Raw genomic sequence first — 13,896 nt, forward strand, 5'->3', positions numbered from 1 at the left:
CGGAAATATGCACGGCAAAAGCCGGAATACAATTGAAAGCAGGTATTCCTCTACCTTGCGCTTTCGCTGTGTCCTGTCTGTATGCTTCGGGCTGCGCTTGGCTTTTGTGAGCGGAAAAGACACAAGATGCAGAATATTGGCGAAAGGAACGGTCATGCGTATTGCGATGATAGGAACCGGATATGTCGGCCTCGTGTCAGGCGTCTGTTTTTCCGATTTCGGCCACAGCGTCACCTGTGTTGATCTGAACGCGGACAAGATCGCCCGACTCAGTGCGGGCGAAGTGCCGATCTATGAACCGGGTCTGGATGAGCTGATGGCGCGCAACATGGCGGCCCGGCGATTGGATTTCAGCACCAACCTTGCAGATGCAGTCGCGCAGGCCGATGCGGTGTTCATCGCGGTGGGCACCCCGACCCGCCGTGGCGACGGCCATGCCGACCTCAGCTATGTCGAGGCGGCCGCCCGCGAAATCGCAACAGCCCTGACCGATTATACGGTCGTGGTCACCAAATCGACCGTGCCTGTGGGGACCAATGCGCGGGTTGCCCGGATCCTGTCCGAAACCGCGCCCGAGGCTGATTTCGATGTGGCCTCCAACCCTGAATTCCTGCGCGAAGGTGCCGCGATCGAGGATTTCATGCGCCCTGATCGCGTGGTTGTCGGTGTCGAGAATGACCGCGCCCGCGACGTGATGCAGGCGATCTATCGCCCGCTCAGCCTGCGCGACGCGCCGGTCATGTTCACCGATCTGGCCTCGGCGGAGATGATCAAATACGCCGCCAATGCGTTTCTGGCGACCAAGATTACCTTCATCAACGAAATCGCCTCTTTATGTGAACGGGTCGGTGCCGATGTGAAGCAGGTGTCCAAGGGGATGGGACTGGACGGTCGGATCGGGCCCAAATTCCTGCATGCAGGCCCCGGCTATGGCGGATCGTGCTTTCCCAAGGACACCCGCGCCCTGGCCCGCATCGGTCAGGAGCACGCCGTCCCCCAGCGCATCGTGGAAACCGTGATCGACGTGAACGAGGCGATCAAACGGCGCATGGTGGACAAGATTTTCGACATGCTCGACGGACGAATCGCCGGCAAACGGGTCGCCGTGCTGGGCGTGACGTTCAAGCCTGATACCGATGACATGCGTGAGGCCCCCTCGCTGACCATCGTCCCCGCCCTTGTCGGCGCAGGGGCCGAGGTTCGCGTCACCGATCCGCAGGGCCGGCACGAGGGGGAGCGTCTGCTGCCCGGCGTGACATGGCACGAGGATCCCTATGACGCCGTGCAAGAGGCCGACGCCGTGGTTCTGTTGACCGAATGGAACCAGTTCCGGGCACTGGACCTGACGCGTCTGCGCAAGGCGATGCGCGGCACCGCCATTGCCGATTTGCGCAACATCTATCGCAGTGAGGATCTGACCGCCGCCGGGTTCAAGGCCATCGCCATCGGCCGGGGCCTGACAGACGGAACAAACGCGTGAGCCGCCGCGCATTCATCACCGGCACCGCCGGGTTCATCGGCTTCCACCTTGCCCGCCACCTGCTGGATGCGGGTTGGGTCGTGCACGGCTATGACGGTATGACCGACTACTATGATGTCAGCCTGAAGCGCGACCGCCATGCCCTGCTGGACAGACATCCGAGCTTCACCGCGCATGAGGCCATGCTGGAGGATATGCCCGCGCTGGAAGCCGCAGCAGATGCCGCGCAGCCCGACCTGATCGTACATCTCGCAGCGCAGGCAGGGGTGCGCTACAGCCTCGAAGCGCCACGCGCCTATGTCGAGGCGAATCTGGTTGGCGGCTTCAATGTGCTCGAAATCGCGCGGATGCATGAACCCGCGCATCTGATGATGGCCTCGACCTCCTCGGCCTACGGCGCGAATACCGAAATGCCCTTTGCCGAGGTTCACGCAGCCGATCATCCGCTGACGCTGTATGCCGCGACGAAAAAGGCGAACGAGGCGATGGCGCATTCCTATGCCCATCTGTGGCGGATCCCCACGACGCTGTTCCGGTTCTTTACTGTTTACGGCCCATGGGGCCGGCCCGACATGGCGCTTTATAAATTCGTGACCGCGATGGAGGCGGGCAATCCTGTCGAGTTGTATAACAATGGCGATATGTCCCGTGACTTCACCTATGTCGACGATCTGGTCACGGGAATCGCGGCTCTGATCGACGTGCAGCCTCCACAAGTGGACGCGCGCGGTGCATTCACACTCGATCCGTGCGACAGCCTCAGCCCGGCCGCACCATGGCGTGTGGTTAATATCGGAAATGGCGCTCCCAGCCGCTTGGCTGATTTTGTCGAGGCGATCGAGGCCGCGATGGGACAGAAAGCCGAGCGCCGCCTGATGCCCATGCAAAAGGGCGATGTACCTGCAACCTGGGCCAGTACCGACCTGTATCGCGCCTTGACCGGTGCCCCCCTGCCCCGCACCGACCTGCGCACGGGCGTGGCCGCCTTTGTAGACTGGTATCGGGAGCGTCGCGGCTGATTGGGAACACGCCCGGGAAAGTTCAAATGCAGTGTGGATCGCACGAAAAAGGGGGCCGAAGCCCCCTTTGGATATCTCAACAATGCTGGCAGTCGCTTATGTGGGGCTGCCTTCATCCTCATCATCGTCGTCGTCATTGTCGCTGGAAGGCGTAGTATTTGAAGTGTTCGTGTTTCCTGCAGTCGTGGTCGTAGTCGTGGTTGTAGTAACCCCGACTGTGGCCGCCGCGATCGCTGCAGAGACAGCTCCCGAAGTGCGGCCCTGTACCGCAGCAACAGTCTGAACGCGCTGAGCCTGTGCCGGGGAGAGTTTGGCGGCCTGTGCAACCTGTGCAACCTCTGCATCGGACATCCCGCTGGAAATAGCCGCGACCATCGCCTGCTCGTGCAGGGGGCTATTTGGAGGAATGGTTGCGAGGATAGCGGCACATGCGCCGGAATCCGAACCGCATGCTGCAGCGATCTGATCAGCGATCTGTACGTCGAAGGCGCGTCCGTCATCCTGAGCGGAAGCTGGCACAGACGCGAGCACGAGCGCGAGGGCTGCAAGTGCAGCGCGGAGAGTGAGGGTCATGATAGCCTCCAGATAAAAATAAACGCCTTGATACACGAGATTATACATGAGTTTACGTCGCACTGCATCAAAAATACAACCTGTATCTCATGCGCAGCGACGTCCTGACCCAAAAACGTGTATTTTTACGTCGCGCCGAAACTAACGAATTGATAACAACGTAACTTCCCCTGGTTTTTGAGATGGGGTAGCTATGCCCTTGGGGGTATGTGCAACAATGAAGTCTATTTATCCAGCTTTAGCGGGGGTTTTCCTCGCTATAGCCTCGATGCCGGTTCTAATGAGTGAACTGCGTGCCGTGGTTGGCGCGGGGCATTCACAAGCCACACGCATGCAGGCGATGGAATCAGGGAGACCGCAAGTCGGGTTCTCGACGGATTCCCAAAAACGTGTCCTTGATTTGTGTGTCGATACGATCAGCAATCCCGCGATTCTGCAGGTGGATGCAGCGCAGCGCGAGGCGATTCGCGTGCATTGCGAAACGCAGGTCGATCGCGCGCTGGCCCATGCCCCCAGTGACAGTTTTGTATGGTGGGCCAAGGCGGCCCTGCAGATGGAACGGGGCAATATACCCGAAGTTTTCGCCGCGCTTGAGCGTTCGCGCCAGACTGCCCCCTATGAGTTATGGATCGCATTGCGCCGAGCACGGCTGGATGAGCGCATCGAAGTTCTGCAAACCGACCCGGAACAGGCGCGGGGCCAGAATGCCGATCTTCTGATTCTTGCGCAAAGCCGTCGTGGTGTCGGCCGCCTGGCAGACCGGTATTGGTCTGACGAGGATTTCCGTGAGCGGATCGTAGACCTCATCGAGACCTTGCCGCCCAGACAGCAAAGAAGATTCCTGGGAAATGTCAGAGCAATCGGACAGGATCTGCAGGGATGAGTACACAGTCCACCTCAACAGCCGGATCCCGCTCGCGCGAGAAAAGCAGCGCCCAAACCATTCTGATGGTCGCGATTCTGATCGCCCTCGCCCTGTCGCCCCTGCCATTGGGATCGAACCGCCCCGTGTTCTGGGCCCTCGGCGCCCTGGTCGCGGGACTGGGCGGAGCCCTCTATTTCGGTGCCTTCGCCCTGCGCGGCGAACGCACCCGTATATCGGCACGCTGGTTGAAGCCCGCCATTGCCCTGGGCGGGCTATATCTAGGCTGGATTGTGGTGCAGGTGCTGCCACTGGGCCTGATACTGGGCGGGTTTGAAACCCTGCTGCCCTCGGGGCTGGTCGTCGAGACCAATACGTTGAGCCTGACCCCTGGCGCCACGACCCTGGCAGCCCTGCGGGTTGCGGGTTACGGCATGGTATTCATGCTGGTGTTGCAGATCGCGGGAAACCGGGATCGCGCGAAATATGTTGCGCAGGCGCTGGTGTTTATCGTGGCCGGTTGGGCGCTCTATGGATTGCTGGCGCTGCTTCAGTTCGGCGATACGATCCTGTTGTTTGAGAAATGGGCCTATCTGGGATCCGCGACCGGCCCCTTCGTAAACCGCAATTCGTTCGCGACCTTTCTCGCCATGGGTCTGATCACGGGGTTGGGGCTGGCCGCAGATCGCGCAACACGTCGCGGCGGAGTGCGAAGCGACAGCGTCACCACGCGGCTGACCAATGCGGGAACAATGCATGTCTATCTGCTGATCCTGACCTGCCTGGTCCTATTGGCGACGATGCTGCAGACCAATTCGCGGATGGGGGTTTTTGCCGGGCTGATCGGCGCGGGCCTGACCCTGACCCTGATTCTGGCGCGTCGCCTGGGATTGGGCCGCGGAACGATCCTGCTGGTGCCGCTGGTTCTGTTGGCTGTAGGTGGCGGGGCTGCATGGCTATATGGCGGCGTTCTGTTCGATCGTCTGGGCACAGTTGAGGAAAACGCGGATGTCCGTCTGGCTGTCTATCGGCAGGTTCTGGACATGATTTCGCAGCGTCCGCTGACCGGTTGGGGGGCGGATAGTTTCGAAGTGGTCTACCGGGCCTTTCGCGCGCCCCCTGTCTCGTCGGAATTCAGTTGGGCGCGTGCGCATTCCACCTATCTGGCGCATTGGTCGGAAACCGGCGTTCTGTTCGGTTCGATCCCGCTTCTGCTGGTAGGAGGCGCCTTTGTTGCCTGCCTCGGCGCGGCCCTGCGGCGCGAAAGCGATATCGTGCTGCCTGCCATCGGCGCAGGAGTGATTGCGACCGGCGCCATACACTCTCTGGTTGATTTCAGCCTAGAAATGCAGGCAAATGTCTGGCTATTTCTCGCATTGGTTGCACTGGCCCTAGGCGGGAACCGGACTGGTGCGCAGATCACACGCAGTGAAGCAGCCCGCAAAACAGACCCTCAAGCGTCAGAGGAGAAACATGTGCGCAAACGGAGACGGCGCAGATCATGAATCCACTTTCGCACCTGTTCGGACGTCCTTCCAGACAGTTACAAACATATGCCCCCGTGCAAATCCTCGACGAAGGGCCGCTATATGCCGTGGGCGACATTCACGGTCATCTGGCTCACTATGACCGGCTGGAGGCAGCCATTCTGGCCGATGCACACGCCAGGGGCGAGGACCGCGTCCGCATCGTGACGCTGGGCGATTATGTTGATCGCGGCCCCGACAGTGCCGGCGTGCTTGATCGGTTGAGCGCCCCGCCCCCGCCGGGGGTCGAGCGTCACAGCCTCAAGGGAAATCACGAGGTCATGTTCGAGCAGTTTCTGCAGGCACCCGATCTGAACGCCCCGTGGCTGGACATGGGCGGGCGCGAAACGCTGGCTTCATACGGGTTGTATACCGATCAAATGCAGACTGTACCGCGCCACGCTGCGCAAATGGTGCAGTCCGTGGTCCCCCAGGAGCATATGGACTTCATGGCGGGGCTGCCGCTGGCTTTCTCTACGCGGACGCATTTCCTGTGCCATGCCGGCGTCGATCCGATGCGCCCGCTGGATGAGCAGGACGAACACACGCTGTTGTGGATCCGCAATTCCTTCCTGAACCACGAGGTCCCGCCCGACTGTGTGCTCGACCGTGTAATTGTGCACGGACATACTCCCTGCAAGCAGCCTGAACTGTTGGAATGGCGCATCAATGTGGATACAGGCGTATATTCCGGCGGGCCACTTACCGCAGTGCGGCTAGATGGCATTGACCTACCTTGTGTCATACAGACAGATTAAGACTGGTTGCTACCTAGCTGCTTTGCTAGTCAACCTCCGGTTAGCATACCGAATTGAAGTCATTTGAGGGTTTCGGCAATCCATATGGAACAAAACAGCATCGACATTCGCGGTTTGCTAGGCGTGCTGCGTCGTCAACTGAGGGTCATCTTTTACACTGTTGTGCTGATACTCGGCCTGACGACATTATGGCTGTTTTCATTAACGCCACTCTACACGGCCTCGACCCTGATCTTGATTGACCCGTCTTCTGCGAACCTGCTCGACACGGCCGAGCGACAGACATCTGCCTCCGCGGACAATGCGCGCGTCTCCTCCGAGGTTGAGATCATGCGGTCCGAGGCGATTGCACTGGCAGTGGTACAGAACGCTGATTTGGTATCCTCGCCGGAATTCGGCGTGCAACTCAGCCTGCGCGACCGGGTTGAGGCGATCCTCGGCTTCGAGGAAACCACCGACGTCTCCCCCGACAAGCTTCTCAAGGGGGTGGTGAACAGATTCAGCAATGCAATCAGCGTCAGCCGCCGGGGCCTGACCTATCTGGTTGAGCTGCGCGTCACATCGCAAAACCCGCAAACGGCGGCGGAACTGGCGAATATCACTGCGCAAACCTATATCGACCAGCAAATCCAGGCCAAGATCGGCGGCGCACTGGCCGCGCGGGATATCATTCAGGCCCGCATCGCACAGGCCGATGCGGAGCTTGTCGATTCCGAACGCGCCTTTGACGATTTCATCGACCTCAACTTCACGCGCATCGAGCAGGAAACCGGTCGCAGCGACCTGACCGCCCTGCGCGAGGCATTGGAGGAGATCCGGTCCACCTCCACACAAAGCCGCGTTGTCGCAAACGAGGTCAGCCGCAATATCCAGCTTGGCAACTGGGCCGAGATTGCCGCCTCCCTGCAGGACGATACACTGATGGCGTTGCAACAGCAGCGTGACGCGTTGAGCGCGGATATCGCCGACGCCGCCGCGGATGAGGCGATCAACCTGCGTTCCGAGCTGGAGGCGCTGGAGGCACGGCTAGCAGATGAGGCCGGCGCCGCCTTGAGCGATTTGCGCGCGGAACTGGCGGATATGGAGGCCGAGGCCTCGAATTTCCAATCCGAACTGCGCTCCTCCGTGCTCAGCGCCGACCTGCCCCCCGAATTGCTGACCCAGATCTTCTCGATCCAGCAGCGCGCGACATTGGCGCGCAACCAGTATCAGACGCTGCTCAGCCGTCTGCGCGACTTTGAAACGCAGGCCGATCTGCAAATCGCGGATGCGCGGGTTGTGTCCCCGGCCTTTGCGCCGTCCAGACCTTCGTTCCCGGACAAGAAGCTGACACTGGCGCTCGCGCTGATGGTGTCGCTGGGTGTGGGTGTCGGTCTTGGCTTCCTGCGTGAATTCTATGTCGGTGGCTTCGTGTCGGACACGCAGGCATCGGATGTGCTGAACCTGCCGGTCTCCGCCACTGTGCCCCGCATCGACGAAAGCGGGCAAACCCCGGTGGACCAGGTGGTCAAGGCGCCCCTCTCCTTCTACGCAGAGGCAATGCGCCGCCTGCGGGCCTCCATCGATCAGACGTTGTTGCGCAATGGCGGCAACAGTGAGGATGTGACCGTGATCATGGTTGCCTCCACCGTTCCGGCCGAAGGCAAGACGACAACCTCGCTCAGCCTGGCGCGGACCTATGCGATTTCGGGCAAGCGGACGCTGTTGATCGATTGCGATCTGCGCAAACCCACGATCAGCAAGACACTGGGCCTGTCAGGAAAAACCGGCCTGCTCGATTATCTGATCGCCCCTGCGGATGAGCCAGTCGCGCTGGCCGACATCATGGCGCTGGATCCGCTGACCGATCTGGAAGTCATCCCGTCCATGGGCCGCTCGAACCGGCCCACCGACCAGTTGCTGACGTCCAAGCTCTTCACCGAGTTGATGAAGGCGGTCCGCGATCATTACGAGGTGATCATACTGGATACACCGCCCATGCTGCCGGTGGTGGACGGGCGCTATCTGGCGCATCACGCGGATGCCATCGCGCTGGTCATCAAATGGGCTGAAACACGACAACAGGATGTGCGCCAGACCATGAACCTGCTGAACGAGACCAAGAACGAGGACGTGCCCGTCTTTGGCGTTCTGAACCAGCAGAACGCGCGGAACCGCAAATACTACTATCAGGGCTACTACACCTATGGCGGGGGCTACGCGCAGGAATAAGCCGGCAGGGCCGGCGAAACCCGCTACTCCTTGTAAAGAGCGCCTTTCTGGTGCCACGCAAAGGCGGAGCCGATCATCCTATCCAGCGTTGATCGCTCCGCCCGCCAGCCCAGCACTTCCTGCGCGAGAGACGATCCCGACACCAGCGCGACGGCGTCCCCTGCGCGACGCTGTCCCTCGATCACGGGCACATCCATACCCGTGACACGCGCGACAGCACCGATCACATCGCGCACCGAAAACCCCTGCCCCGTGCCAAGGTTGAACGCGGTTTCCCCCCTGCCCCGCGCCAGGTGGTCCAGGCCGAGGATATGCGCCGCCACCAAATCCTCCACATGCACATAGTCGCGAATGCAGGTGCCGTCAGGCGTCGGGTAATCCGTGCCGAACAGGGTCAACGCCCCGCGCCGGCCCGTTGCCGCCTGCAATGCCAACGGGATCAGATGGGTTTCTGGGTCATGCGCCTCGCCGATCTCACCATCCGCATCGGCGCCTGCCACGTTGAAATAACGAAAGGACACATGGGCGATGTCATGGGCGCGGCTATAATCGGCCAGCATCGCCTCCACCGCCATCTTGGACGCTCCATAGGCGTTGAGCGGCGCAAAGCCTGTCTGCTCATCCAGCACCACACCATCGCGATCGCCATATGTTGCGCAGGTCGAGGAGAACACGATCTGCCGGCACCCTGCCCTGACCATCGCGTCCAGCAGATTTATCGAGCCACCGACATTGTTGCGCCAGTACAGCCCCGGCGCGTCGGTTGCCTCACCCACATTGCTCAACGCGGCGAAATGCATCACCGCGTCCGGCTGCCAGCGTGCAAAGACCGCATCCAGCCGCGCGGCATCTGACAGGTCCCCCTGCTCGAACGGCCCGAATTTCACCGCCTGCTGCCATCCGGTCACCAGGCTGTCATAGGTGACGGGAAGGTGCCCCGCGGCGGCCAGCGCCTTGCAGGCATGACTGCCGATATATCCCGCTCCGCCTGTAACCAAAATGGTCAGCACCACGATCTCCTTCGCCAATCCGCCACGGGCAGAGCAGTGCAAATCAACAGTTTCATCGAAGAACGCCCCATTTTCCCGCCACCACGCGCAAGCACCCCCCGCCGCCGAGGGCGGCGATACATAAGAGAGAAATCCATTGAGAAGCAAGGAATCGAAACGAACGGATATTCACCCCCCTCTTATGAAATTGATACACTCGTCGTATAGGTTAAAGTGAAGCCACCGTACCCGACCGCAAGTAAACTTCACTCGATCATTCACATGCTCCGGCCGCATGCTATCGTCTTCATTGCCTCGATTACCATCGGATCAGCAGACCTCATTCCAAAGCTCCCACAGCAGGACGACCAACATGACCAACGCCATCATCCCTCTGATTCTCGCCGGTGGCTCCGGTACACGTCTGTGGCCCCTGTCGCGCAAGAGCTACCCCAAGCAGTTCGCACCGCTGATCGGCGAGGGCAGCCTGTTCCAGCAAAGCCTCGCACGGCTGTGCCCGCCCGAATTTGGCGCACCACTGGTCGTTACGGGGGACGATTTCCGCTTCATCGTGACCGAGCAGATGCAGACCGCAGGCGTGAACCCCGGCGCCGTTCTGATTGAGCCGGAGGGCCGCAACACCGCCCCCGCCGTGTTGGCGGCCGCCATGCATCTGAGCGAGACAGAGCCTGACGCATTGATCCTGGTGGCCCCGTCGGACCACGTTATCCCCGACGATGCCGCCTTTCGCGGGGCCGTCGAACAGGGGCGCGCCGCGGCCGAGGCGGGGCAGATCGTCACCTTCGGCATTCGCCCGACTGCCCCCGAAACCGGGTATGGCTGGCTGGAACTGGCCCCTGATGCCGGCGCCGGGGCGCAACCGCTCGTCCGCTTTGTCGAAAAACCGCAGGCCGATGCCGCGCAGCAGATGCTGGATGCCGGGAATTATCTATGGAACGCGGGGCTGTTCCTGTTTTCCGCGCGCACGATCCTGGCCGCCTTCAGGGCGCATGCCCCCGCCTTGATCGACCCTGTCGGGAATGCCGTTGCGAATGCGAAACCCGATCTGGGCTTTCTGCGGCTGGACCCTGGCGCATGGGCGGGCGCACAGGACATCTCGATCGATTATGCCGTGATGGAAAGAGCCGACAACCTGACCGTCGTTCCGTATGAAGGGCGCTGGTCCGATCTGGGCAGCTGGAAGGCCGTCGCCACCGAAATGGGGCCGGACGCGGACGGAAATGCGCTCAGCGGTCCTTCCACCGCAATCAACTGCACCAACACCTTGTTGCGGGCGGAGGACGCGGCGCAGCAGGTCGTGGGCCTGAACCTCGATAACATCGCCGTCGTGGCGATGCGAGACGCGGTGCTGGTCGCCGATATGGACAGCGCGCAGGAGGTGAAAAAAGCCGTCGATGCGTTGAAATCCAAGGGCGCATCCCAGGCGACCACCTTCCCGCGCTGTCACCGGCCATGGGGCTGGTACGAAACGCTCAGCCTTGGTTCACGCTTTCAGGTCAAGCGAATCATGGTGCATCCGGGGGCCGCGCTCAGCCTGCAAAGCCATGTCCACCGCTCCGAACACTGGACCGTGGTTGAGGGCGCCGCAATGGTCACCGTCGGTGAGGAGCGTAAACTGATGGGCGAGAACCAGTCGGTCTATATCCCGCTGGGTGCCGTTCACCGGCTGGAAAACCCCGGCAAGGTTGATCTGCACCTGATCGAGGTGCAATCCGGCCCCTATCTGGGGGAGGACGACATCATCCGCTACGAAGATGTCTACGCCCGCACATAGGTCTGCAAGGCTCCGCTGGCGGGAATGCAGACACCCGCTGTCGGATCGCTCCTGATGTTACTAAAATATTTACCTTCCCGATGCATCAATCGGAATGTGATTTCAGATCCAGACATGTCGCGATTATTACTTTCTCGGGCAGCAATAATCGCGCCGGAGGGCGCCATGGGAATATACGGATGTAATCCACACCGGAATGTCCGGTCGGGGGGGTGGCGCGCAAACGACGCGCCGACAGCAACCACAGGGCAGCTTCACCAACCGGCCTGGCATGGGCTGAAACGCCCCGTGTCCTATGACTGAAAAGGCCCGCGGAGCATTGCGCAAGCTGTATGAATCTACACTGGGTGTCTGGAAAACCGGGCGCAGCTCGGTTACCCGTACGGGATATAAACCAATTGCCCGCCCGCATATACCTGCCGCCCCCACTGGGCACGGGACGATTCTGTTTCAATTTCGCCCGCCAAACAGGGTTTTGCCCGCGTCCGGTATCGAAGCACCCGAAAGACGCCGCTTCCTTTCGCTAAATATGCTCCCATTGGACATAATCGGGGCTTCAAATATACAGCACCCCGCGCTGACGGATGGGATGAACAAGAAATCAATGAAAATACTGCACGTCTGCGAAACAGCGATCGGCGGTGTTTCCACCTACCTACAGAACTTCGACAGTCATACGCCCGACCGCGTGAGCAACGTCTTCCTATTTCCAATGGGGCACGCACAGGGTCTGCCCGAAAGTATGTCCTACTCCACCTTTTCATCTGAAAAGCGTAGCCTGAAATCCATCTGCAACATGCTTGCCCTGTCCCGCCGCATGTTGCGCGAAACCAAGCCTGATATCGTCTTTTTCCACTCCACCTTTTCCCTGGCCGCGCTGGCATTCCTGCGCCTGACGGGATGGCGCGGCAAGGCGGTTTATGTCGCGCATAGCTGGGCGATATCGCGCTACGAGAACAAGGAGGAGTTCAAGGCGCGATGCGTCCGGTTGATCGAGGGGAACCTCTGCGGACTGGCGGATCTTGTGTTGAATATCGGGCGCTCCGACGAACGTCTGGCCAGAACGCTTGGCTATAAGGGCATCCACAAAACGCTCGAAAACGCGGTGATCCCGGCGGAACGGCTGGCTCAGGCGGTGGACAGACCCAGCATCGATCCGACCAAACTGAATCTCTTGTTCGTCGGCCGCTTTGATCGGCAAAAGGGTCTCGATATCCTGCTGAACGCCTTCCGACGGGCGACCGAGCTGCGTTCGGACCTTGCCCTGCATGTCGTGGGCGCGAAGGTCCGCAACGATGGCGGGGATATCAGTATTCCCGACGGCGTTTCGCTGTCCGGATGGGCCGAAAAGAGCAGCATGGATTCCTGGTACTCTAATGCCGATGCGCTGATCGTCCCCTCCCGATGGGAGGGTTTACCGCTGGTTATCCCTGAGGCTCAGCGGAACGGAACCCCCGTTATTTGCTCGCGGCGCAGCGCGATGGAGGAGCTGATCGAGGATCAGGTTTCGGGCTATAGCTTCGAATTGACGGAGGATGACCTGTTCGAACTACTGGTCTCCCTCCGGAAAAGCTCTCTGCAAAAAATGCGCAGCGACGCGCTGAAATCATATGAACGCGATTTCACGATCGAGGTTTGGCGCGAAAAACTCGCCGTCATACTTGATGAGATCATCGATGGATGACCCCCCAAGCCCGGAACAGATAAAATGGATGCCGAACCTCTTTATCGCAGGTGTGCCCAAGGCAGGCACCAGTTCCGTGCATCAATGGATTGCGGATCATCCCGATGCCACCGGATCGCGTGAAAAGGAGACCTATTTCTTCGTCGATGCCGACACACATATGTACCGGCCCAAGGCGCATATCAGCCAAGGATATGAAAGCTGGCGGGATCAGTTCGAAGAATCGAGGCACGGAAACTTCAATGTAATAGTCGAATCCACACCAAGCTATATTTACAGCAAAACGGCGCACTCGAATATTCCGAAGCTTTCGCACGATCCGAAATGCCTGTTCATAGTTCGGGAACCCTCCGAACAAATTTACTCTCTGTACAATTACTTCCGCAATAACTGGAGCTGGATTCCAGTTTCCATGGATTTTTCGGAATTTGTAGACGCCGCGCGGAGCAAAACTTGCCGATTCAACGGAAATGAGCTGGCCCAAAATGCGCTGGAGAACGCGGAATATGCCCGCCATTTGCTGAAATGGAGACAGCAACTGGGCGAAAATCGCATGATGGTGCGGAACTTTGATGACATCAGGCTGGATCAGAAAGGCTTCATCAAGGATGTAGCAAGTTGGATCGGACTGGATCCTGAATTCTACGAAACTTATGATTTTCCACGTGAAAACGAAACCTATGTCCCGACGAACCACCTGTTACAAAGGTTGAACGTGGCTGTGCGCCACCTACTGCCCCGGGGGGCGGCCTATAACCGGCTTCGCGCACTTTATCATGCGGTGAACACCAGCAAGAATATACCAATGCAATCCGAGAGGGACGCTATAGTCCTGGCCAGGCTGCGGGGCGAGTTCGAGGAGGCGAATGCGGAGCTGGCCGCAGAATTCGGAATTCACTTCCAATAAGGTACACTCCGGTATTTCAGCCCTTTATACTCATACGAAAACATATCGAAGGTAACATAGAGTGGGCATTACAAGGAATATAGGCAGCCTTG

11 protein-coding genes are annotated in these 13,896 nt (G+C 59.8%); 9 read left to right on the plus strand and 2 right to left on the minus strand.

The genetic code is table 11. The annotated features are described in order from the left end of the window. The first annotated feature begins 154 nt into the window (after window positions 1-154). Both G8E03_RS15960 and G8E03_RS15965 read left to right on the plus strand, forming a co-directional pair. Window positions 155-1,480 carry a UDP-glucose dehydrogenase family protein gene (locus G8E03_RS15960; protein WP_166194919.1) on the plus strand — a complete coding sequence of 442 codons (1,326 nt, stop codon included), beginning with the start codon at window positions 155-157 and terminating at the stop codon, window positions 1,478-1,480. Beyond that, complete coding sequence (locus G8E03_RS15965) at window positions 1,477-2,499, plus strand: NAD-dependent epimerase/dehydratase family protein (protein WP_166194922.1); 1,023 nt, start codon at window positions 1,477-1,479, stop codon at window positions 2,497-2,499. Before G8E03_RS15960 ends, G8E03_RS15965 begins: the two co-directional genes overlap by 4 nt. Window positions 2,500-2,595: 96 nt before the next feature. On the opposite strand, the gene G8E03_RS15970 is transcribed toward G8E03_RS15965, so the two are convergent. After that, a complete protein-coding gene (locus G8E03_RS15970; RefSeq protein WP_166194925.1) occupies window positions 2,596-3,120 on the minus strand; it encodes a hypothetical protein in 525 nt (174 codons plus the stop codon). A gap of 145 nt (window positions 3,121-3,265) precedes the next feature. Here G8E03_RS15970 and G8E03_RS15975 point away from each other — a divergent pair, with 145 nt between their 5' ends. The 4 genes from G8E03_RS15975 (at window position 3,266) to G8E03_RS15990 (ending at window position 8,429) form a co-directional block, all read left to right on the plus strand. After that, window positions 3,266-3,955 carry a hypothetical protein gene (locus G8E03_RS15975; protein ID WP_166194928.1) on the plus strand — a complete coding sequence of 230 codons (690 nt, stop codon included), beginning with the start codon at window positions 3,266-3,268 and terminating at the stop codon, window positions 3,953-3,955. Continuing rightward, window positions 3,952-5,439 (plus strand): O-antigen ligase family protein, encoded by a 1,488-nt coding sequence (locus G8E03_RS15980; RefSeq protein WP_166194933.1) that lies wholly within the window; start codon window positions 3,952-3,954, stop codon window positions 5,437-5,439. The genes G8E03_RS15975 and G8E03_RS15980 overlap by 4 nt, the downstream gene beginning before the upstream one ends. A gap of 56 nt (window positions 5,440-5,495) precedes the next feature. Then, window positions 5,496-6,218, plus strand: coding sequence for a metallophosphoesterase (locus tag G8E03_RS15985; RefSeq protein ID WP_205793477.1), 723 nt, complete (start codon window positions 5,496-5,498; stop codon window positions 6,216-6,218). Window positions 6,219-6,302: 84 nt separating this feature from the next. Next, window positions 6,303-8,429, plus strand: coding sequence for a GumC family protein (locus G8E03_RS15990; protein WP_166194939.1), 2,127 nt, complete (start codon window positions 6,303-6,305; stop codon window positions 8,427-8,429). Window positions 8,430-8,452: 23 nt separating this feature from the next. Here G8E03_RS15990 and galE read toward each other — a convergent pair whose 3' ends face one another. After that, window positions 8,453-9,439, minus strand: coding sequence for a UDP-glucose 4-epimerase GalE (gene galE, locus G8E03_RS15995; protein ID WP_166194942.1), 987 nt, complete (start codon window positions 9,437-9,439; stop codon window positions 8,453-8,455). A gap of 352 nt (window positions 9,440-9,791) precedes the next feature. Between galE and G8E03_RS16000 the strand changes: the two genes are divergently transcribed. The 3 genes from G8E03_RS16000 (at window position 9,792) to G8E03_RS16010 (ending at window position 13,804) form a co-directional block, all read left to right on the plus strand. Beyond that, the gene (locus G8E03_RS16000; protein WP_166194945.1) at window positions 9,792-11,213 is read left to right on the plus strand and encodes a mannose-1-phosphate guanylyltransferase/mannose-6-phosphate isomerase; all 1,422 of its coding nucleotides are present in this window, start codon (window positions 9,792-9,794) and stop codon (window positions 11,211-11,213) included. 295 nt (window positions 11,214-11,508) lie between these two features. Then, window positions 11,509-12,897 (plus strand): glycosyltransferase family 4 protein, encoded by a 1,389-nt coding sequence (locus G8E03_RS16005; RefSeq protein ID WP_185804938.1) that lies wholly within the window; start codon window positions 11,509-11,511, stop codon window positions 12,895-12,897. Beyond that, window positions 12,890-13,804 carry a sulfotransferase domain-containing protein gene (locus G8E03_RS16010; protein WP_166194951.1) on the plus strand — a complete coding sequence of 305 codons (915 nt, stop codon included), beginning with the start codon at window positions 12,890-12,892 and terminating at the stop codon, window positions 13,802-13,804. The genes G8E03_RS16005 and G8E03_RS16010 overlap by 8 nt, the downstream gene beginning before the upstream one ends. Window positions 13,805-13,896: the final 92 nt, after the last annotated feature.

The sequence above is a fragment of the Pontivivens nitratireducens genome (genome assembly GCF_011290545.1).
Lineage (GTDB): Bacteria > Pseudomonadota > Alphaproteobacteria > Rhodobacterales > Rhodobacteraceae > Pontivivens > Pontivivens nitratireducens.

Excerpts from the sequence above, each read along its gene's own strand:
- G8E03_RS16010 (WP_166194951.1), top strand. The coding sequence starts at position 12,890 with ATGGATGACCCCCCAAGCCCGGAACAGATAAAATGGATGCCGAACCTC.
- G8E03_RS15980 (WP_166194933.1), top strand. The coding sequence starts at position 3,952 with ATGAGTACACAGTCCACCTCAACAGCCGGATCCCGCTCGCGCGAGAAA.
- G8E03_RS15975 (WP_166194928.1), top strand. The coding sequence starts at position 3,266 with ATGCCCTTGGGGGTATGTGCAACAATGAAGTCTATTTATCCAGCTTTA.
- G8E03_RS15970 (WP_166194925.1), bottom strand. The coding sequence starts at position 3,120 with ATGTATAATCTCGTGTATCAAGGCGTTTATTTTTATCTGGAGGCTATC.
- G8E03_RS16005 (WP_185804938.1), top strand. The coding sequence starts at position 11,509 with ATGACTGAAAAGGCCCGCGGAGCATTGCGCAAGCTGTATGAATCTACA.
- G8E03_RS16000 (WP_166194945.1), top strand. The coding sequence starts at position 9,792 with ATGACCAACGCCATCATCCCTCTGATTCTCGCCGGTGGCTCCGGTACA.
- G8E03_RS15960 (WP_166194919.1), top strand. The coding sequence starts at position 155 with ATGCGTATTGCGATGATAGGAACCGGATATGTCGGCCTCGTGTCAGGC.
- G8E03_RS15990 (WP_166194939.1), top strand. The coding sequence starts at position 6,303 with ATGGAACAAAACAGCATCGACATTCGCGGTTTGCTAGGCGTGCTGCGT.